This is a genomic window from Streptosporangium sp. NPDC049046 (assembly GCF_040649155.1).
Lineage (GTDB): Bacteria > Actinomycetota > Actinomycetes > Streptosporangiales > Streptosporangiaceae > Streptosporangium.
The window spans coordinates 103,315-123,386 of the sequence record NZ_JBEZEZ010000010.1 but is presented as its reverse complement, the minus strand read 5'-3'; the positions used below and the strand labels follow the sequence as shown (position 1 = coordinate 123,386).

Sequence of the window (20,072 nt, the reverse complement as noted above, 5' to 3'; positions counted from 1 at the left end):
TGTCAACCTTCCAAGGGTATCCGCGCCCGCCCGGGACCTGATCCCCGAGTTGACTACTAAACCGTCCAGACGGTACAGTAACCGCCATGAGACGGGAAGAGCTGTTGGACGCGGCAGAGGATCTGCTCTGCGACCAGGGCTCTCAGGCGCTCACCCTGGCGACCGTCGCCGAGCGCGCCGGATGCAGCAAGGGCGGTCTGCTCTATCACTTCGGCACGAAGGAAGCCCTGATCAAGGGCATGGTCGAGCGGCTGATCGAGGAGTTCGACGAGCTCATCGCGGCTCAGGGACACGACACCTACACCAAGAACTATCTGGCGGCCACGTTCGCCGCCGTGCAGAGCGGCAGGCTGCGACGCTGGGCCGTGGTGACGGGAGCCTCCGGCAACCTCTATCTTCTGGCGCCGCTGCGGGTGGCGATGGCCCGCTGGCACCGCGAGGGGCTCGACCGCGAGCCCGACCCGGGGGCCGCGCAGATCGTGCGCCTGGCCTGCGAGGGACTGTGGGACGTGGCGAGCCACGACCCCGATCTCTACGACGCCGAGCACTTCGAGGGGCTGAAAGAGCGCCTTCTCGCCCTGCTGCCCGCCTGAGCACCCCGCCCGCCTGAACACCCTGCCCACCTGATCATTTTGGCGCCCTGACGCGCCGATCGGTGGGCGTCTATTCCGATCATTCACCGAGCAGGTAGGCCCCTAAAAACTGGTGGTCGCTTTCGCGTGCGAAAGCGACCGTCTTCGGCATGCCCGCTCCCCGGTTTGTCAAAACATTTATTGAAGGGATTACGTCATGACCCGCGACCTGAGGGCGGCCCGAACCGGGGCGGTTCTCACATTCGTGCTCGCCGGGCTGCTGTGCGGATCGATGACCGTGCGCATTCCGGCGCTCTCCGACAAACTCGGCCTGTCCGAGGCGTCGGTGGGCGTCACCCTCCTCGTGTGGGGGCTGGGAGCGCTCATCACCATGCAGTCGATGCGCGGGGTGATGGCACGCTTCGGCAGCCGGAGCATCCTGCGGGTCGCGGCCCCCCTGACCGCGATCACCCTGGCGCTGCTCGCGGTGGCGCCCTCGTTCCCCCTTGTCCTGGTCGCGAGCGGCCTGTTCGGCATGGCGTTCGGCGCGGTGGACGTCGCGATGAACGCGCAGGGGTCGGCGGTCGAGCGCGCCTACGACCGCCCGCTGATGAACGGCATGCACGCCGGCTGGTGCGTGGGGGCGATCTCGGCGGGCCTGCTGGGCACCGTGGCGATCGTGGCCGGGCTCTCGATCACGGTCCACCTCGCCCTGGTCGCGCTGCTCGCGCTCCCCGTGACGGTCTTCCTCAGCCGCTCCTACCTGCCCGACCCTCCGGCGCCCTCGGGCCGTTCGGCCGGGAGCCGGAGCACGGCGAGGCGCCGGATGCCTCCGGTGGTCTACCTCCTCGGCGTGATCGCCTTCTGCGCGTTCATGGTGGAGGGCACGGTCGCCGACTGGAACGGCCTGTACCTGCGCAACGTGCTGGGGGCGCCGGAGGCGCTCGCCGCCCTGGGCTATCCGATCTTCGAGGCGGGCATGCTCGCCGGACGTCTCGCCGGCGACCGGGTCCGGATCCGCTTCGGGGCCCGCGGCATGATGGTCGCCTCGGGTCTGGCCACCGCCGCGACCTTCGCCGTGGTCATCACGGCCCCCACGGCGCCGATCGCCCTGTCGGCGATGCTGTTCGTGGGCGTGGCCGTGGCGACGGTCTCGCCGATGGCGATGTCCCTGGCGGGCGGCGCGACCGGCGATCCCGGACCCGCCATCGCCCAGACCGGTGCGATGGGCTACGCGGGGCTGCTGCTCGGCCCCGTGATCATCGGTTTCCTCTCCGACCTGGTCACGCTCAGGGTGGGCCTCGGCATCGCCGTGGTGCTCGGCGTCCTGATCGCCGCCGCGGCGTGGTTCCTGCCCCGCTCCCGCGCGGTCACCGTCCCGCTGGAGAGCCCCAGGCGCGAGCTGTCCATGGCGGCCTGACCTCGTCCCGGCCTCCGCCCGAAAACGGGGCCGGGCCGACGAACCACGCGCCATGGGTGCGGGGCTTCGCGGGTCTCGCGCCTCGCGGGCCGTTCCGGTCCGGGAGCCCTCCGAGAGAACCGGAAAGAAGGACGGGAGGGGCCCGCACACGACGTGCGGGCCCCTCCCGTCTTCCTGCCTGTCGTACGCGAGTGACCCGAGCGGGTCACTTGCGCTTGGTGACCTCCTCGGTCAGCTGCGGGACGATCTGGTGCAGGTCGCCCACGACGCCGTAGTCGGCGAGCTCGAAGATCGGCGCCTCGGGGTCCTTGTTGATCGCGACGATCGTCTTCGCGGTCTGCATGCCGGCCCGGTGCTGGATCGCTCCGGAGATGCCCGCCGCGATGTACAGCTGCGGCGAGACGGTCTTGCCGGTCTGGCCGACCTGGAACTGGTGCGGGTACCAGCCGGCGTCGGTGGCGGCGCGGGAGGCGCCGACGGCCGCGCCGAGCGAGTCGGCCAGCTCCTCGATGATGGAGAACTTCTCCGCGGAGCCGACACCCCGGCCACCGGAGACCACGATCGCGGCCTCGGTGAGCTCCGGGCGAGCGCCCTTCTCCTCCTTGACCCGCTCCACGATCCTGGCGCCCTTGGCGGCGTCGGACACGGTGAAGGCGACGTGCTCCTCGGCGCCCGCGCCCGCGGCGGCCTCGACAGGAGTGGCGTTGGGGCGCACCGCGACGATCGGGATGCCCTTGGTCACCCGCGAGCGGACGTTGATGCCGCCGCCGAAGATGGACTGGTCGGCGACCAGGCCGTCCTCGATGCCGACGACGTCGGTGAGCACACCGGAGTCGATCTTGATGGCGAGACGGCCGGCGATCTCCTTCGCCTCGGCCGTCGCGGCGACGAGCACCGCGACCGGCGACTTCTCGCCCACCAGGTGGGCGAGAAGCTCCGCCTTGGGGGCCACGACGTAGTCGCTCACCTCGGCGGAGTCGGCCACGTAGATCTTCTCCGCGCCGTGCTCGGCCAGCCTGGCCTGGGCCTCGGGAGAGTATCCCGCTCCCGTCCAGACCGCCGCCGGGGTGCCCAGCTTCCTGGCGAGCGTCAGCAGCTCAAGGGTGACCTTCTTGACCTGGCCCTCGACGTGCTCGACCAGAACGAGAATCTCGGACATTTCACCTAACCCCCGTTCTCAGACGAACTTCTTCGACGCGAGGAAGTCGGCGGCCTTCACGCCGCCGTCGCCCTCGTCCTTGACGACCGTGCCCGCCGCGCGGGGCGGGGCGACCGCGAACTCGGCGACCTCGCTCCACGAGTTGGCCAGGCCCACCTGGGAGGCGTCGATCTCGGCGTCGGCGACGCCGAGCTTCTCGACCGGCTTCTTCTTCGCGGCCATGATGCCCTTGAAGGACGGGTAGCGCGGCTCGTTGATCTTCTCCACGACGGAGACGACGGCGGGCAGCGAGGCCTCGACCTTGTCATAGCCGTAGTCGGTGACGCGCTGGATGGAGATGGCGCCCTTGTCGACCTGCACCTGGTTGGCGAAGGTGAGCTGCGGCACGCCGAGGCGCTCGGCCAGCATCGCGGCGAGGACGCCTGTGCGGGCGTCCGTCGACTCCGAGCCGAGCACGACCAGATCGAAACCGATCTTCTTGAGGGTCTGTGCCAGGGCGTGTGAGGTGCCCAGGGCGTCCGAGCCGTGCAGCGCGTCGTCCACCAGGTGGACGGCCTTGTCGGCGCCCATGGCCAGAGCCTTGCGGATGGTGTCGCTCGCCTTGGCGGGGCCCATGGTGAGGACGGTCACCTCACCGCCGTGGGCCTCCTTCAGGCGCAGTGCCTCCTCGACCGCGTATTCGCACAGCTCGTTGATGACGCCGTCGGCGGCGTCGCGGTCGAGCGTATTGTCATCGGACCTCAGCTTGCGCTCGGTCGCCGTGTCGGGGACCTGCTTCACGCAGACGACGATGTTCATGGCCGGTGGCCGACCTCCCGTGTTCGCGTACGCCACCGCGTCGCTGCGGTTGACGCCGAATGCGGTACGTGCACGCGGGGTACGTGCACGCGCTGCCAAGACTGCCAAATGCTCTCGGGCGGCGTGGCAGTGGGTTGCCCGGTCGGTACGTGCCCGCCCCGGCCTCCCTCAATTATGTTACCCACGAGTAGCTTAGGTGCAAACCACCAGGTTGCACGGCTCACATCGGGCAGCCGTAACCTTCCCCGAGGAACACGCCCCTACCATACCGAGCTATGTTCCGGTGCTCGCGGGCGGGTTCCACACAGCGGGACGGCCCTCGCCCGCTCAGCTCGCCACCAGGATCCCGACCAGGACGAAGACGACGGTGCCCAGCACCAGCGCCAGGGTGAGCGTACTGAAGAACGTGCTCAAAACCGCTCCCAGCGCGACGGCCCCGGCCCCCGCCGCCAGGTCGAGGATCATGCGCCCACGGTCGCGGCGGGCGAACAGCGCGATGCCCGCGTCGACGAGCATCACCGAGCCGTACCCGGTGAGCAGCAGCAGCGCCACCTCCGGCAGCGGTTCCCTCGCGGTCGCGGCCAGCAGGGAGACGAACAGACCGGTGCCGACGACCCAGCGACGGTGCAGGACGACCCTGCGGCGCGCGAAGGCCTCCTCCGGCGAGGGCCTGCCCGCCGCCCGGCGCGGCTCCCCCGGCCGCCACTCCCGGGTGCTGAGATCCTGCATCCCGGTGTCGGCCGGTCGTCTGCTCTCCGGCACCGAGACGTCCCGGTGCCGGGCCCCGGCGTCAGAAAGGTCCGCCTCCACGAACGGCGAAGGGTCACGGAACCCGACCCTCCGCCGCCGCACGCCCCTGCCCCGGGCGCTCTTCCTCGCGCCGACTTCCTCGTGGCGGTGTCCGGCCGGGCCTGCGACCGGCGTACCGTCCAGCCGCTCCACGATCATGTCCGCGGACGGCCGGTCGGCGGGAACGCGCAGCAGGCACCTGCCGAGCGTCGGCTCCAGCCATCCGGGAACGCCGTCGAGGTCGGGAGAGTGGTGGACGACCCGGTAGCCGACCGCCGACGCCGGCCCCGTGCCGTAGGGGTGCCGCCCGGTGGCCGCGTACGCCAGCGTCGCCCCGAGCGCGAAGACGTCGGCCTCGGGGCCGGCCTCGGCGCCCTCCAGCACCTCGGGCGCCAGATAGCCGGGGGTGCCGAGCACGGCCCCCGAGGCGGTGACCGAGGGCGAGTCGAGCGCGGAGGCGATGCCGAAGTCGATCACGACCGGTTCGCCGTCGGTCAGGATCACGTTGGCGGGCTTGAGATCGCGGTGCACCACCCCGGCGGCGTGCACGGTGGCGAGGGCCTCGGCCAGGCCGCGCGCCAGGCGTACGAGATCGTCGCCGACGACGGGACCGTCGGCGGCGACCACCGCGCTGAGCGGCCGGCCCTGCACATAACGGGTGACCAGATAGGGGCGGGGCCCCTCCAGGGAGGCGTCCAGGACCTCGGCGACCCGAGGCCCCTGGACCAGCCGCATGGTCTCCACCTCGCGGGCCAGCCTGGTCAAGGCCGTCTCGTCCGCCGCGACGTGGGGGTGCAGGATCTTGACCGCCACCGTGCGTCCCCTGGGATCCAGCGCCAAATGGACCTCGCCGAAACCTCCGGCGCCCAGTCGCGACAACAGGCGGTAGGGGCCAAGACGTTCACCGTCGGTCGCGACCATGCGACTCCTTCCGGCCGGTCACCTCCATCGTGCAGCAGAGAAGACGATCGCGCACCGGTTCACCGGCCGGAAAAACCCGCCGACGGCCCCGACGTGCCGTTATCTCCAGAAGGTGAGGAAGCCAAGGCCGAGGCTGGTCATCAGGTCGTCGAAAAGACCCCCGACGAGGTCGAGCACGCCCATCGTGCCCTCGTTCGCCGTCTGCCGCCACTGGGCCGTGAGGTCTTTGACCACCTCGGTGGGGGGCTGCCACGGCGAGAAGGAGGGGACCACGCTCCACGCCGTCATGACCGCGAAGAACGCCAGCGTGCCCAGCACGATCGTGGTCACCATGCCCGCGCCGGGGCTGCGGATGACCCCGCTCAGCGCGCGGGCGACGGCCTTGCGCGGCTTGCCGCCACCGGGCAGGACGAACAACCCCGCCACGAAGGCGCCCGCGGCGTAGGCGGCCGCGAAGTTCTTGTTCATGTCTCCGGCGTAGACGAGGAAGCCCCACACGCACATGCCGAACATCGCGGACAGCACCGCGCTGGTGAGCGTCCCGAACGCGGACCTGATCAACGCCCACGGGGTGCCGAGCACCGCGAGCAGCGGGTCACTCGGGCTGCTGCCCCGGATGGAGCGGCGCTCTGCCAGCTCGCCGAAGAGGTGCTCGCCCACCCGCAGGCAGAGCGCGGCGGCCAGCGCGAACACGCTCACCACCACGGGCAGCATGCAGGCGAGCGCCACCAGGATCGTGAGCAGCAGCGCCGCGGCGAGCGGATGGCCCGCACGGTAGCGCTCCTGCGGAGGGGTGCGGGGCGCGGGCCGGTCCTGGGTCGGCGCCTCACGCCGCGCCTGGACCGGCGGCGGGTAGGGCCGAGCCTGACCGGTGGGCGGCGGCGCCGGATATCCGGCCACCCGCTGGTCGGGGAAGGGCGGCGGTGCGGCGGCCCTCGCCTGCGCCGAGGGCGGCGCGGGGACGTAGGGCGGCGGTTTGGAAGCCGGGACGTAGGGGGGCGGTGCCGTCGCAGCGGATCCCTGGCCCTGCTCCTGTCTGGGCCTGCGCTCGCGCCGCTCCGGCTTGGCGTACTCGACCGGCGGGAGCAGGTCGGCGTAACCGTCGTCCTGCGGCAGCACCCGGGTGCCCTGCGGGGGCGGGGGCGGCGGCGGGGCACCGTCCAGGACCCTGGTGCCGTCGGTGTTGAGCACCTTCGTGCCGCCGTCGAGGACGGCGGTGGGCGGCGTCTCGTGGAAGGCCGTCACCCTCGGGTCGAGGGCGCGGGCCATCCTGTGCAGCTCCGGCGCGGACGGCCTCGCGGTGGGGTCGACGGCGAGGGCCCGCCTGAGCCAGCCCCGCAGCCACGCGGGGGCCAGGTCGACGTTGGCCCTGCCCTCCATGATGTTGAAGCAGACGACCTCGAAGCTGCCCGTGCCGAACGGCGGCTTGCCGGTCGCGCCGAAGAAGACCGTCGAGGCCAGCGCGTGCACGTCGGCCGCCTGGGTGATCTCGGAATCGCGGATGATCTCCGGGGCGAGATAGCCGGGGGTGCCGACGAACATGCCGGTCTGGGTGAGCCGGGTCGCGTTGACCAGGTGCGCGATACCGAAGTCGATGACGAGCGGGTCACCGTTGACGATCATCACGTTGGACGGCTTGAAGTCGCGGTGGATGACGTCGGCGGCGTGGATGGCCACCAGCGCCGCGCACATGCCCTGCGCCAGCCGGATGAGCTGGTCCGCGGGGAGCGGGCCGTCCTCCAGGACGGTCTCCTCCAGCGTGCGGCCGGGGGCGAACCTGGTCACGATGTAGGGCTGCCTCGCCGTCAGCTCGGCGTCGAGCACCTCGGCGACGTGCGGGCTGCGCACCCGCCGCATGGTCTCCACCTCGCGAGTGAGCCGGTCGCGCGCCTTGAGGTCGGCGGCCACGTGCGGGTGCAGGACCTTGACGGCCACCTCGCGCCCGTCCTCGTCGAGCCCGAGGTGGACGACGCCCATGCCGCCCTCGCCGATCTTCCTGAGCAGGCGGTACGGACCCAGCCGCTCGGGCGCCCGCGTGTCGCCGGTCATCACGCCGCCTTCTTTCGTAGGTCTTCCAGTTCGAGCACCACCGTTCCGACATCGACCGGTGTCCACACCGCTCGTCGTGCCGCGTCTCCCACGGTGCCGATCGCCAGGAAGACCATCAGCGCCGCCACCGCGGCCAGTCCCACGGCGGCGACGATGGCCGCGCCGCGCGACGGCAGCAGTGATGCCAGCGTACGTCTCATCTGGCGGCTGGGGCCTTCGACACCGGGTCCGGCGCAGACGGTCCAGAGCGCGACGGCCACGCCCCAGCTCAGCGCGTTGGTCTCCGGCATGTCCCTGACCAGCACGGCGAGCAGGAGCGTCACCGGCAGGCCGAGGATGAGCGCGTACGGCACCAGGGCGACGGTGATGCCGATCGACTTCAGGAGCGCGACCGGCTGGCCGAGCACCCGCAGGACGTCGGCCGCGGCCTCACCCGCGTTTCTTCTGGCGTTGAACGCCGGCTGGGCGATGTCGGCGGCGCGCAGCAGGATCGCCGCCGGGATCACCAGCGCGGCGACGATCACCGGGGCGATGACCGCCGCGGCCGTCATCACGACCAGCATCAGCACACCCGCCACCCCGTACGCCTTGGAGCGCTGCAACGCGTGACCCGGACGCTGGCCGGGGTGGAGCGCCGGCGGCACGGGCTGCTGGGGCTGCTGGTGGTGCTGTGCGTACTGGTGGGCCTGCTGCTGGTGCTGCGACTGGGGGTGCGGATAGGGGTAGGGCGGCGGCGTGGGGGTGCGGACCTGCGGGGTCTGCTGCTGGTCGGGCGGTGCCTGCCGCTGCGGGTAGGGCGGCGCGGGCCGGCCGCCCGGCAGCGGCGACCGGCTCTGCTGACCGTGCTGACCCGCCTGCGCCTGCTGACCCTGCTGTCCCGGCTGTCCCGGCTGTCCCGGCTGTCCCGGCTGTCCCGGCTGGTTGGTGTACTGGCGGATGTATTCCTGCAGATCCTGGGGGCGGACCCGCTGGGTGGGGATGTCGCCGTCGGAGACCGGCGCGGTGGCACCCTGGTCGTGGACGGCGGGAGTGGACGGGCCGGGCATCGCTCCGGGGACGACGCCCGGGGTGCGGGTGGGGACGTCCTCGGGGGCGAGCATGCCGGTGGGCAGGTCGTGCGCGGCCTGCTGGGCCGCCGCGGCCTGGCGCAGCTCCTCGGACGTCACCCGACGGGTGGGCCACGGGTCGGGCTGCTCGGCGCCGAGCATCGAGACGTACTCGTGGGGCTGGGCCACGGGGGTGGGAGGCCAGGAGGTGGGCTGCGGGACCGCGGGACGTGACGCCACCGGGGTCGGCACGTCGCCGGGCTCGACGGCGGCGCCCTGACGGCCGGGAACGTGCGGGACCGGGGACCCGGATCCCGTGGAACCCTGCCCCTGCCGGGCCGCCTGACGACCGTGATCACCCTGACCCGGCAGGCCACCCTGGCCGGACCGCGCGCCGGGGACACCGGGAACACCGTACGCACCGGGGACGCCGGACGTGCCGGGGACGCCGAAGGCTCCGGGACGGCCGGAGGTGCCCGGGGCGCCGGGCGTGCCGGGCGTACGGGAGCCGGGGGCGGAGTCGTCGAACTCCGCGACCGTGGTGATCTCGTCGGGCACCCGGGGCCTGCCGGAGGCGGGCAGCAGGCGTCCCACCCGCTCCGCCAGCTCGGCGGCCGACGGCCGCCTCGCCGGGTCGCGCTGGAGGGCGGCCCGCAGGACCGGCTGGAGCGTCTGCGGGACGGCGTCGACGTTCGCCTTGCCCGCGGTGATGTTGTAGAAGATCATCTCCAGCGTGCCCTTGCCGAAGGGCGGCTGGCCGGTGGCGGCGAAGACCAGGGTCCCCGCCCAGGCGTGCACGTCGACCTCCGGCCCGGCCTCGTGCCCCTCGATGATCTCGGGGGCGAGATAGCCGGGGGTGCCGATGAACATGCCGGTCTGGGTGAGCCGGGTGGCGTCGACCGCCTGCGCGATGCCGAAGTCGATGAGAACCGGCTCGCCGTCCAGGATGAGGATGTTGCCGGGCTTCAGGTCGCGGTGGATCACCCCGACCGAGTGGACGGCGGCCAGCGCCGACGCCACCCCGTGCGCGACCCGCAGCAGCGCGGGCAGCTCCATGGGGCCGTCCTGCTTGATCACCTCGTCCAGCGGACTGCCCGCGACGTATCGCGTCACGATGTACGGGCGATGGCCGGTCACGTCGGCGTCGAGGACCTCCGCGATGTATTCGCTGCGCACCCGCCGCATCGTCTCGACCTCGCGCGAAAGACGGCGACGCGCGACGTCGTCGCCCGCCACCTCCGCACGGAGGACCTTCACCGCCACCTGCCGGCCCTGCGGGTCGACGGCTAGGTGGACCACGCCCATACCGCCCTCGCCCAGCCGCCTCAGCAGCCGGTAGGGACCCAATCGGTCGTCCTGATTCATGGCATGAAGCACCATATCGGCTTAGATCCCGCCCACGAGATGAACCATCGGGCCACATTTCCCGATTGAATAACGTTCACAGAACCTCGACGGTTTCCCGATTTCCTCTCCCACTTAATCTCATTTTCGCGTCAGTTCGCCAGGTGAAGAACCCGTGCCGTCTTCAACCCCGCCAGCAGGGAGCCGGAAACGGCGAGCTTGGAGCGGCGGACACCGCTGCCGATCACGACCCCCGGGTGGGCCGCCACCGCCTCGTCGACGAGCACCGGCCAGTCCTCGGGCAGCCCGAGCGGGGTGATCCCGCCGTACTCCATTCCGGTCAGCGTGACCGCGTCGTCCATCGGCGCGAACGAGATCTTCCGCGCGTCCAGGTGGCGCCGGATCACCCCGTTCACGTCGGCCCTCGTGGTGGCGAGCACCATGCACGCCGCGTAGCGGGTCTCCCCCGCGCGCCTGGCCGCCACGATCACGCAGTTGGCCGACTCGTCCATGCCCACCCCGTAGCGCTCGCAGAAGGCCGCCGTGTCGGCGAGCTCCGGGTCGATCTCGGCGACGGTTATCCCGGCGAGCCCACCGACTCCGCCGGCCCCGCCGCCGAACCCGTCAAGCTCCCCGACGGCCCGTGCCACCGGCTCGGCCAGCAGGTCGGGCCGCTCGGCGGCACTCGTCCAGTCCAACGTCCCGATCGTCATCGCCGTCTCGTCTCCCTAGGAATTCCCTTGGAAATTCTCCCGCACCGAAGACTTTACGGCCGTGCGGTGACACTCAGGATGTCGTCTGGAGTACCCGGTGGTGCAGATCGGTGACCGCTCTCCTCGCGGACTCCATCGCACCGGCCTGCCAGGCGGTGAGGTGGGTGAGCCAGTCTCCGGCGAAGTGGACCCGGCCCGCGGGGCGCTGCAGCAGGGCGAACGCGCCCTCGTAGGAGGGCCAGCTCGCCCAGCCGCCCTCGATGTGCGGCTGGCGCCCCCAGGAGATCGAGATGCTGGAGCGCAGCTCCGCGCGGTACTTCTCCCCGTGGATCTTCTTGCCCTGGGTGAGCGCGCGGTTGCGGCGCTCGCGGTGGGAGAGACCGGTGTACATGTCGGCGTTCTCGTCTCTGTTGTAGTAGCCGACCACCAGGCCGCCGCGGGAGTGGTAGCCGTGGGAGGGGTACCAGATGTGAGTGATGTCCAGGTCCGTCTCGGTGGCGCCGCCGTAGATGTGGTCGTCGATCTCCCACCAGCGCCTCCCGTACTCCAGCCCGATCTTGCCCGCGGAGACGGGTACGGGGGTGCGGAGGGCGGCGGTGATCGGGGTGCCGAGATTGTGCGGCAGGCGCGCGAGCAGGTGGGGCGGCAGGGTCGCGACGCAGTAGTCGGCGCGGACGACGCCGTCCTCGGTGCCGCTCCGGTGGGTGATCTCCACCCCGTCGGGCAGGTTCTTGATCCCGGTCACCCGGGTGCCGGTCCTGATCCGGTCGCGGCCGACCGCGTCGGCGAGCGCGACGACGATGGCGTCCATGCCGCCCACCGGCTGGAACATGGGCATCACCTGGTCGTAGCCGAAGTCCATGGTGACGTATCTGCCGGTGCCCGCGGCGAGCACCTCGCGCAGGGAGGCGGCCGCGTCCACGGGCACGCCCTCACTCACCCCCGGGTAGGTCTCGAACCCGCGCCGCCTGGAGTCCCGCTGGTAGGCGAGGTCGGGGCCGAGGTCGCCGAAGCGCCGCAGGAACTCCTCCAGCCGCTCGCGGTCGTCCTTGGTGAGCCGCCGGTTCAGCGCGCCCGCGTTGCTCGCCTTGGCGAGCAGCTCGGCGACGTAGCCGTACAGGTCGGCGCGGGCCGCGCGCGCCCTGGCCGGGGCGGTCATGCCCTGGGTGTAGACGTACGCGGAGGCGTTGTTGTTGACGAAGATCTCAACGGGTACGCCCAGTTCGCGGCAGTAGTCCATGGTGACCATCCAGGGCGCGATCCGCGCGGCCCCCGCGTTGAAGTAGATGCCCTCCTCGAACGCCGCGGTCTGCGTCTCGCCGCCCAGCTCGTCCAGCCGGTCGCCCGCGCGCAGCGTGAGGGTCCTGCCGCCCACCCGGCCGGACGCCTCCAGGACCGTGCAGTCGTACCCGGCCTTGCCCAGCTCGTAGGCGCAGGTCAGCCCGGCGACGCCCGCGCCGAGGACGACCACCTTGGCCGCCGCCCTGCCGGTGAGGGAGAAGTCGGAGCGCTGCGGGGGCGTGAAGTCCCTGTTCTGGGACTCCGGTGCGAGACCGAGCGCGCCCATCGCCGCGAACATCGCCCCGGCGCCGCCGGCGGCGCCCACCCCGACCAGCAGCGCCCTGCGCGTCAGGCCCGCTCCGGCGGGTGGCGCGGCCTTCTCGGCGGTGGGCACCGCGGAGGAGGTGTCGGGCCGCTCGGGACCCGTCTCGTCACTCATGGGGGTTGTCACAGCACATCGGGCACCGTCGGGTCGAAGGGGTTCGCCGGGGCGAAAGGAGCCGCCGGGGCGAGAGGAATCGCGCGTCGCAGGTTATCCGGATCGATGGTGACTAGGTGCCGAAAGAAGGGCGAAAGGGCAGCGAGCGGTCATCGGAAGGGTCACCCGTACGCGCCGCTGCCGCAGGCCACCTGGCCGCCGATCATCGCGAAGATCCCGAGGAGGGCCATGATCTGCGAGAAGTCGTCGGTGGTGAACTCCGTGTGCCGGGGGCCCGCAGCCGTCACACCGGGGATGATCGCGCATCCGGCGGCGATCGCGGTGGAGTTCCACTCGACGCCGAGGACGAACGGCGGCTCGGGGGCGCACAGGCGGAAGTCGGCCACCCGGTCGAGCGCGCGGGCCGTCGCCTCGCGGATCCGGGCCTGGGCGACGGCGGGCGGCAGAAGTTCGGCGGCGAACCTGTCGACGCCCTTCTTGACCGCGACGGTCTCCACGTCGCCGAGCAGCTCCCTCGCCTCTTCGCAGACGGCCTCGTCGCCGGTCACCAGGACCACCGGCACGCCGAGCGTGCCCGCGAAGGAGGCGACGAGACGGGTCTCCCCGCAGACCTCGCCGTTGAGGTAGATGTTGTGGATCTCCCTGCCCATCCAGGTGTGGTTGAGCACCCCGTGCTGGACGCCGGCCCGCGCGTGGTAGCCGACGAAGCAGGCCGCCCGGTGGCTCGCGTCGAGCCCCTGCCCCATCCGCAGCGGCTTTCCCGGACCCCGCAGGAGGGTCGCCCGCTCGTCGAGCAGGTCGATCCTGAGGTTCTTCGTCGAGCCGTGGGCGTCGTTGACGCGCACGGCGGTGGCACCGGCGTCGAACGCCCCCGCGACGACCGCGTTCGCGTCGCCGGTCATCAGCTCGCAGCCGCGTTCGTAGCCCCGGCCTCCGGTGTGCATCTCCTCGGGGTCGGTCAGCCCGGTGACGCCTTCCATGTCGACCGAGACGTAGACCTTCACGGCATCCCCCACGTCTCGACGCGGCGCGCCTCGTCCTCGCTCATGAAACCGATCTCCCCGTCCACGAAGTCGTGAACCTGCTTGCGCCACGGTTCGGGAATCTCCGCGACCGCGGGCGGGTAGCAACGGTCCAGCCAGGCGGTGGAGGACTCGGTCGCGCGCAGGTGCCGCGCCGCCGCGGCGAAGACCGTGTCCTCGATGCCGGGTACCCTGGCGCAGCCGTACTCGATCATCTCCTGCCCGCCGTACGGGGGCGGTCGCTGCCACTTGCGGGCGACCGGGCGGCCCGCGGTGATCGTGGTGCGGAGCGGACGGCGCTCGACGGCGGCCTGGATGAGCTCCTTGTACAGGCACTTGCCGCAGGTGCCGCAGGGGCCGCCCACCCCGCGCAGGCACCAGCGGAGCTGTCCGCGCAGCTCGGAGCCGAGGGCGAGCCGCATCGTGACGGCCTCGCTCACCCCTCCCACCGGGAGTACGAGGTGCAGCCCGGCGGCGGCGAACGCCCGGCCCCAGGCGCCGTGCGGGGCCCACATCAGGTTGTCGGGCGTGTACCGGTGCACGTAGCGGGCGCCCCCCAGCCAGCGCGACCCCAGCTCGTAGCCCAGGGCGAGGCCGCCCAGGTCGAGCTCGTCGGCCATCAGCAGCGCGCCCACGGCGACCGCGTGATGCTCGGGATAGCCGGGACGGGGCTCGGCGAGGGTGAACTCCAGGTCGGAGCGGACGACGGTGAGCTCGCGGCCGGTCTTCTCCGCCAGCGAGGCCAGCACGTCGGATCGGTAGTGGGTCCACCGGTTGGGCACGCGCGGGTGGGAGACCCGCTGGAAGTGCACGAACGGCGCGTCGGGCAGCATCGCGGCCACCGCGACCGAGTCGGCCCCGCCGCTGTAGGAGATCGCGAGCCTGCCGCCGGATCGCGTCCCGGCAGTCCCGGTGGGACCCGCCTCGACGCCCCAGCCCTCGCCGATCGCCCCGGCGAGCTCCGGCGAGATCGGCCGGTCGAAGGTGACGCGGCGCCGGGTCCACGGCGCGATCACGGTCCACGCGGCGAGGGCGAGCAGGTCGGGGTGGATGTCGCGCGGCGGGTGCGGCAGTTCGGCCCTGAAGGTGTTCGTGGCCAGTTTCAGTGCCTGGCCGTCGGCGCAGTGGCCGGTGACGTCGTCCTCGGGGTCCAGCCGGAACACCAGGTGCCAGGTGCCGCCGTCGGCCGTCCAGGCCACTCTCACGCGCCGCTCCCCCTCCCGACACTCGCCGCGCCCTTCGCGCCTTCAGTGCTTCCCGTGCCTCCCGATGCCCCCGTGGTCTCGGAGGTCCCGGTGGCGCGGTCCACGGCCTGCCAGAGCAGCACCTCGTTCCTGAGCACGCCGTCCAGCGCGACCGCGGTCTCCTGGGCGAGCCGGTGGGCGTCGTCCCAGCGCCCGGCCCGCACCGGGTCGAGTTTGACCCCGGCCACCCGCGTCCGCAGCTCGACGACCTCCGCGCGCAGCGCGGTGACCTCCCTGGCCAGCGTCTGCACCTCCCAGAGCGCGTCCTTCACGTCCTGCCTGTGGTCGGCCCTGGAGATGTACCGAGAGTCGAACCAGCCGAGAACCGCCCGCCGCAGCGGAGCGGGCACCAGCGCACGCTTCACCAACCGCACCATAATCCGGCACGATACCGGCAATTCTTGATCACCTAGGACCGATCCCATCAAGCCCGGCCGACCTCACCGGACAGGTCAGCGGCCGGTGAACGTCGCCGTGGACCTCTCGGCGAAGGCGCGCATGCCGATCCCGGCGTCGTCGGTGGCGAACAGGCCGGAGAACTGCAGGCGCTCGATCTCCAGACCGGTGTCGAGGTCGGTCTCCAGGCCGCGGTCCACGGCCTGCTTGGCGGCGCGCAGCGCCAGGGCGGGGCCTCCCACGAACCGGGCGGCGTAGGCGAGGGCCTCGGTGTACACGTCGTCGTCGGGGACGACCCGGTCGACCAGGCCGATGCCCAGCGCATCGGCCGCGGACACGTGACGGCCGGTGAAGATGAGGTCCTTCGCCCTGGCCGGGCCGACCAGCCGGGGCAGCCGCTGGGTGCCTCCGGCGCCGGGGATGATGCCGAGCAGGATCTCGGGCTGGCCCAGCTTGGCCGACTCCCCGGCGATCCTGACGTCCGCGCACAGGGCGAGCTCGCAGCCGCCGCCGAGCGCGTAGCCGGTCACGGCCGCGACGACGGGCTTGCCGATCCTCGCGACGGCGGTGAAACAGTCCTGCAGGACCCGCGAGTGGACCGCCATGTCGGCGTACGCCATGCCGGCCATCTCCTTGATGTCGGCGCCGGCCGCGAAGACCTTCCCCCCGTAGACGACCACGGCGTACACGTCGTCGGCGGCGTCCACCTGCCGGGCACACTCGGCGATCTCCAACTGGACCTGCCGGTTGAGCGCGTTCATCTTCGGCCGGTCGAGCCTGATCGTCGCGACCCCGTCGGCCGTCTCAACCCGCACGAACTCACCCATGGACGTCCTTCCGCCTGCCGGGATCCCCTTCGGTCCCCGTACCGCGATCCACCATAGGGCGCCTCTCAGTTGACGGGCATGGCCAGGTCCCTGCTCTCCCCCGCGCTCCTGCCCGGTTTCTTCGCCGCCTGTCTCGGCAGCCCGGCGATCGTCCTGCGGTAGATCGCCTCGTACGCGCGGGCCATCGCCTCCACGCCGAAGAAGCGCTCCACCCGGACGCGGCAGGCACGCGGGTCGAGCGTGTCCGCCGCCTCGATCGCGGCGGGAAGCTCGGAGGGATCGCTCCTGATGAACCCCGTGACGCCGTCCACGACCACCTCGGGCACGGCCCCCCTGCAGAGGGCGACCACGGGGGTGCCGCAGGCCATCGCCTCGATCATGACCATGCCGAACGGCTCCTCCCAGACGATCGGGAAGAGCAGGCACCTCGCCGCCGCGAGCAGCTCGTGTTTGCGCGCGGTGTCGGCCTCTCCGACGTACTCGGCGTCGGGGCCGAGCCTGGGTTTGACGTACTCGTCGAAGTAGTCGCACTCGACCTTCTCGGTGAGCTTGCCGGCGAGCAGGATGCGCCGCCCCGCCGCGCGGGCGGCGTCGATCGCCAGATGGGCGCCCTTGTCCTCGTTGAACCGGCCCAGCCACAGCACCCAGTCCTCCTTGCGCTCCCTGAAGGGGAAGGCCGTGACATCGACCGCGTTGTGGACCACCCCCGCCCAGTTCAGATCGGGGGCGATGCGCCGCTGTGCCTCGGAGACGGCGACCATCGACACGGTGGTGCCGAGCGCCCGGTAGTACTCGCCGAACTCGCCCTCCATCTCCCCGTGGCAGGTGATCAATGTCGGGACGCCGCGCGCCGGCGCGGTCAGCGGCCCGGCGAGGCTGTGGTCGTGGATCACGTCCACGACGAGCCCCGAGGTCATCGCGTACGCCCTCGCCGCGTGCAGCATCTCCGGCAGCGGCTCGCCGATCCGCTCGGAGGGCGCACGCCCGTAGGTGCTCAGGAAGCGCGCACGGGTCCCCGCTCTGCCCGCACCGACCAGCGTGACGTCGTTCCCGCGCCGGGTCAGCCCGGCGACGAGAACGGCCACCATCGACTCGATGCCCCCGTAGCCCCGGGGCGGTACGTCGTACCAGGGCGGCGCGACCATCAGGACGCGCAGGCCGTCGGACCATCCGGGAACGATTCTTGAAGAAACCACGGTCACCTCACCTGAAGAGACATGGAAGTTGGAACCGGGAGGAGGCTGGAGAAACGATCAGCAGCCCCGCCCCGCGGTGGCGGTGAGGGGGCCGCACGGCTCTTCGATCAGGGTGATCCCCTGCGGCAGCCCCGCCATGGTGGCGCCGTCGGGGCCGACCTCGATCGTCACCCTGGTGCCCGCGAGCGGCAGTCCCTGGATCCGCAGGCCCTCCAGCCCGACGGGATCCAGCCACACCCGCCCGTAGGGGATCCACGGCTCGAAGCGCAACAGGCTCCTGACCAGTTGGATGGGGCTCGCCGCGGCCCACGCCTGCGGGGAGCAGGAGGTGGGGTAGGGCACCGGCCAGTCGAACTCGGCCCTGTCGAATCCGCAGAACAGCTCGGGCAGCCGCCAGCCGAAGGCCTCGGCCGCGTCCAGCAGGCTGAGGGCGATGCGCTGGGCCTCGCCCGTGAAGCCGTAGCGCATCAGGCCGGCCGCGATCAGGGCGTTGTCGTGGGGCCAGACCGAGCCGTTGTGGTAGCTCATCGGGTTGTAGGCGCCCATGGTGGTGGCGAGGGTCCGCACCCCGTAGCCGGTGAACATCTCCGGTGAGAGCAGCCTCTCGGCGACGTGAAAGGCCCGGCTCTCGTCGACGATGCCGGTCCACAGGCATTGGCCCATGTTGGAGGCGAGGCTGTCGATGGCGCGCCCGGCGCTGTCGAGGCCGATGGCGTAGTAGCCCCGGTCCGGCAGCCAGAAGCGCTCGTTGAAGGCGTCCCTGATGCGTTCCGCGCGGGCCGTCCACTGCTCCTCCAGGGCGCTGTCGCCCACCTGGTGAGCGAAGTGGGCACGGGCGACGTAGGCGGCGTAGACGTAGCCCTGGACCTCCGCCAGCGCTATGGGCGGGTTGGCCAGGGTGCCGTCGGCGAAGTTGACGCCGTCGAAGGAGTCCTTCCACCCCTGGTTGATCAGCCCGTGGTCGGTCTTGCGCCGGTAGGACAGGAATGGGTCGGCGGATCTGCGGATCCAGTCGAGGGCGGCGTCGACGTTCGGGGTGAGCTCCTCGACGGCCTCCCCGTACACGCCCCACCGGCGCAGCTCGCCCATGACCATCACGAACAGCGGGGTCGAGTCCACCGAGCCGTAGTAGGCGCGGCCCGCGTGCGGTGAGGCACCGGTCCGCGTGCCGAAACGGAGCTCGTGCAGGATCTTGCCGGGCTCCTCCTCGGTCAGCGGGTCGTCGACGGTGCCCTGCAGCCTGGCCAGGCGTCTCAGGGTGCCCAGTGCCAGGCACGGGTCCATCGGAAGGGCCATCCACGAGGTGAGCAGCGAGTCGCGGCCGAACAGGGTCATGAACCACGGCGCGCCCGCGGCGATCGTCGGCGGCTCGTCGGGCATACCGGCCTCGAAGAGCCGCAGCGCGCCGAGATCCGCCTTGGAGCGTTCCAGCACCTGGGTCAGGACACGGTCGGAGGTGACGACGATCGGACTGGCGCGCTCCCAGTCGGCGCGGCGCCTGGCGGGCTCCGCGTGCTCCAGGGGGTGGTGGGTGGAGAACCAGGCGGGCGACTCCTCGCCCTCCAGGATCGGGTTGACCTGCAGGCTGGCGGTCCACTCGCCCCGCGCGGGCACGACGACGCGGAAGATGAGCACACCGGGCACGGCGAACGGCGGCGGCTCGGCCACCACCCTGGTGCCGCGCGAGCGGCAGGAGGAGACGATCAGCAGTCCCGTCCTGTCGGCCGTCACCTCCACGTCGGTCACGTGCCGGATCCGGCCGGCCTTCACCTCGAACAGGTCGGCCACGTCGGAGGCCACGTGGATGTCGACCACGCACCCGGCGGGCTCACCGGACAGGTTGCGCAAGGTGAGGTCTTCGCGCAGGCCACCCCCGACGTAGCGGTCCCTGAGCACGAGCAGGCTGCTCTCGGCCCGGCCGGGTCTGGGGGCCGCCCTGCCGAGAAACATCGCGTGGTAGGGCTCGGCGGGGATGACCCTGAGCGCCTCCACGGGCATCTCGTCCACCCTCAGCTCCCAGCGCGACAGGATCCGGGTGTCGGCGTGGTAGACACCCTGCGCCCCGCCGGTGAGGATGTCGCCGTTGCGGGCGCACACGCAGAAGGAGCCACCCTCGACCAGTGTGACCGCGGTGTCACCCAGTGCGCCCGGCTGGCCCTTCAACGTCCATGCGTTCACTGCTCTCCCCCGAGTGCGCTAGATGTCGGTTATCTACCCATCCCCAGCGCAAACAAGAAAGAACTCCACAAAAGGCGCATATGGCCGTATTTTGCACTTTAAGAGGAGTTTTGCCCGAATCATCGTAACGGTGGCACCGAGAGCCGACGGCCGGCCCTGCCGCACCTCTTCCGGCCCTCTCCAAGCCCTCTCCGGCCCCCTCCGCGCGGCTCCCCGCCGCGGTTCCCTCCGCGTGGCCCGCGGCACCGACCTCCGCGGGCCACGCGCCGCCGGGCCGCCGTACGATCAGACGCGCTCCGGGGTCACGGCGCCGGGAACCTCTGCTGGGCGCCAGGTCGAGTGGCCAAACCATACCCACCTCACCACGCGCGGCGGCCGAACGAGAGCACTTCTCGGCCATCCATGTCGGGTACGACCGTTCAAGCGTGATCACCCCGCATTCATGCGCGACTCATACGCCACCGTTCACCGGACCGAAACGTTCGGCGGCTCGCACACTCGCCGGGCCAGGCCGTTCTGCGGGCCGAACGCTCACCGGACAGAACGCTCACCGCCGGACCGTTCAGCGCCGGACCGTTCAGCGGCCGGAGCGCTCAACGGACAGAACGCTCAACGGGCCGGAACGCGAAAGACCTCCGTGGTCCTCCCCGAGAACGGGGAGGACCACGGAGGTCCCGT

At 71.6% G+C, this 20,072-nt stretch carries 15 protein-coding genes; 2 read left to right on the top strand and 13 right to left on the bottom strand.

Annotation, left to right across the window (positions count from 1 at the left end):
- The first annotated feature begins 86 nt into the window (after positions 1–86).
- Together AB0B96_RS16325 and AB0B96_RS16320 are read left to right on the top strand one after the other, a co-directional pair.
- A complete protein-coding gene (locus AB0B96_RS16325) occupies positions 87–593 on the top strand; it encodes a TetR/AcrR family transcriptional regulator (RefSeq protein WP_362899375.1) in 507 nt (168 codons plus the stop codon).
- A 196-nt stretch (positions 594–789) separates the two neighbouring features.
- On the top strand, positions 790–1,992 hold the full coding sequence (locus AB0B96_RS16320) for an MFS transporter (RefSeq protein ID WP_362899373.1): 1,203 nt from the start codon (positions 790–792) through the stop codon (positions 1,990–1,992).
- Between the two features lie 205 nt (positions 1,993–2,197).
- Here AB0B96_RS16320 and AB0B96_RS16315 read toward each other — a convergent pair whose 3' ends face one another.
- The 13 genes from AB0B96_RS16315 to AB0B96_RS16255 all read right to left on the bottom strand — a co-directional run bounded on the left by AB0B96_RS16315 (position 2,198) and on the right by AB0B96_RS16255 (position 19,394).
- Positions 2,198–3,151 (bottom strand): electron transfer flavoprotein subunit alpha/FixB family protein, encoded by a 954-nt coding sequence (locus AB0B96_RS16315; RefSeq protein WP_362899371.1) that lies wholly within the window; start codon positions 3,149–3,151, stop codon positions 2,198–2,200.
- 18 nt (positions 3,152–3,169) lie between these two features.
- Positions 3,170–3,949 (bottom strand): electron transfer flavoprotein subunit beta/FixA family protein, encoded by a 780-nt coding sequence (locus AB0B96_RS16310; RefSeq protein ID WP_350947580.1) that lies wholly within the window; start codon positions 3,947–3,949, stop codon positions 3,170–3,172.
- A 327-nt stretch (positions 3,950–4,276) separates the two neighbouring features.
- A complete protein-coding gene (locus tag AB0B96_RS16305; RefSeq protein ID WP_362899368.1) occupies positions 4,277–5,659 on the bottom strand; it encodes a serine/threonine-protein kinase in 1,383 nt (460 codons plus the stop codon).
- 99 nt (positions 5,660–5,758) lie between these two features.
- Positions 5,759–7,708: a serine/threonine-protein kinase gene (locus AB0B96_RS16300; protein ID WP_362899366.1), complete on the bottom strand. Its 1,950-nt coding sequence runs from the start codon at positions 7,706–7,708 to the stop codon at positions 5,759–5,761.
- Complete coding sequence (locus AB0B96_RS16295; RefSeq protein ID WP_362899364.1) at positions 7,708–10,119, bottom strand: protein kinase; 2,412 nt, start codon at positions 10,117–10,119, stop codon at positions 7,708–7,710. Before AB0B96_RS16295 ends, AB0B96_RS16300 begins: the two co-directional genes overlap by 1 nt.
- 131 nt (positions 10,120–10,250) lie before the next feature.
- Positions 10,251–10,811: a YbaK/EbsC family protein gene (locus tag AB0B96_RS16290; RefSeq protein ID WP_362899362.1), complete on the bottom strand. Its 561-nt coding sequence runs from the start codon at positions 10,809–10,811 to the stop codon at positions 10,251–10,253.
- A gap of 73 nt (positions 10,812–10,884) precedes the next feature.
- Positions 10,885–12,531 (bottom strand): FAD-dependent oxidoreductase, encoded by a 1,647-nt coding sequence (locus tag AB0B96_RS16285; RefSeq protein WP_362899360.1) that lies wholly within the window; start codon positions 12,529–12,531, stop codon positions 10,885–10,887.
- Between the two features lie 161 nt (positions 12,532–12,692).
- On the bottom strand, positions 12,693–13,547 hold the full coding sequence (locus AB0B96_RS16280) for a M55 family metallopeptidase (protein WP_362899358.1): 855 nt from the start codon (positions 13,545–13,547) through the stop codon (positions 12,693–12,695).
- Positions 13,532–14,758, bottom strand: a complete 1,227-nt coding sequence (locus AB0B96_RS16275) for a DUF6395 domain-containing protein (RefSeq protein WP_362899356.1) — start codon at positions 14,756–14,758, stop codon at positions 13,532–13,534. Before AB0B96_RS16275 ends, AB0B96_RS16280 begins: the two co-directional genes overlap by 16 nt.
- Complete coding sequence (locus tag AB0B96_RS16270) at positions 14,755–15,162, bottom strand: hypothetical protein (protein ID WP_362899354.1); 408 nt, start codon at positions 15,160–15,162, stop codon at positions 14,755–14,757. The genes AB0B96_RS16275 and AB0B96_RS16270 overlap by 4 nt, the downstream gene beginning before the upstream one ends.
- A gap of 87 nt (positions 15,163–15,249) precedes the next feature.
- Positions 15,250–16,020, bottom strand: coding sequence for an enoyl-CoA hydratase-related protein (locus AB0B96_RS16265; protein WP_362899352.1), 771 nt, complete (start codon positions 16,018–16,020; stop codon positions 15,250–15,252).
- A 65-nt stretch (positions 16,021–16,085) separates the two neighbouring features.
- Positions 16,086–17,216 carry a glycosyltransferase family 4 protein gene (locus AB0B96_RS16260; RefSeq protein ID WP_362899350.1) on the bottom strand — a complete coding sequence of 377 codons (1,131 nt, stop codon included), beginning with the start codon at positions 17,214–17,216 and terminating at the stop codon, positions 16,086–16,088.
- A gap of 57 nt (positions 17,217–17,273) precedes the next feature.
- Positions 17,274–19,394 (bottom strand): glycogen debranching N-terminal domain-containing protein, encoded by a 2,121-nt coding sequence (locus AB0B96_RS16255; protein ID WP_362899348.1) that lies wholly within the window; start codon positions 19,392–19,394, stop codon positions 17,274–17,276.
- Positions 19,395–20,072 lie beyond the last annotated feature (678 nt).

Coding starts and splice junctions, on each gene's coding strand:
- AB0B96_RS16325 (WP_362899375.1), top strand. CDS start 87: ATGAGACGGGAAGAGCTGTTGGACGCGGCAGAGGATCTGCTCTGCGAC.
- AB0B96_RS16320 (WP_362899373.1), top strand. CDS start 790: ATGACCCGCGACCTGAGGGCGGCCCGAACCGGGGCGGTTCTCACATTC.
- AB0B96_RS16315 (WP_362899371.1), bottom strand. CDS start 3,151: ATGTCCGAGATTCTCGTTCTGGTCGAGCACGTCGAGGGCCAGGTCAAG.
- AB0B96_RS16310 (WP_350947580.1), bottom strand. CDS start 3,949: ATGAACATCGTCGTCTGCGTGAAGCAGGTCCCCGACACGGCGACCGAG.
- AB0B96_RS16305 (WP_362899368.1), bottom strand. CDS start 5,659: ATGGTCGCGACCGACGGTGAACGTCTTGGCCCCTACCGCCTGTTGTCG.
- AB0B96_RS16300 (WP_362899366.1), bottom strand. CDS start 7,708: ATGACCGGCGACACGCGGGCGCCCGAGCGGCTGGGTCCGTACCGCCTG.
- AB0B96_RS16295 (WP_362899364.1), bottom strand. CDS start 10,119: ATGAATCAGGACGACCGATTGGGTCCCTACCGGCTGCTGAGGCGGCTG.
- AB0B96_RS16290 (WP_362899362.1), bottom strand. CDS start 10,811: ATGACGATCGGGACGTTGGACTGGACGAGTGCCGCCGAGCGGCCCGAC.
- AB0B96_RS16285 (WP_362899360.1), bottom strand. CDS start 12,531: ATGAGTGACGAGACGGGTCCCGAGCGGCCCGACACCTCCTCCGCGGTG.
- AB0B96_RS16265 (WP_362899352.1), bottom strand. CDS start 16,020: ATGGGTGAGTTCGTGCGGGTTGAGACGGCCGACGGGGTCGCGACGATC.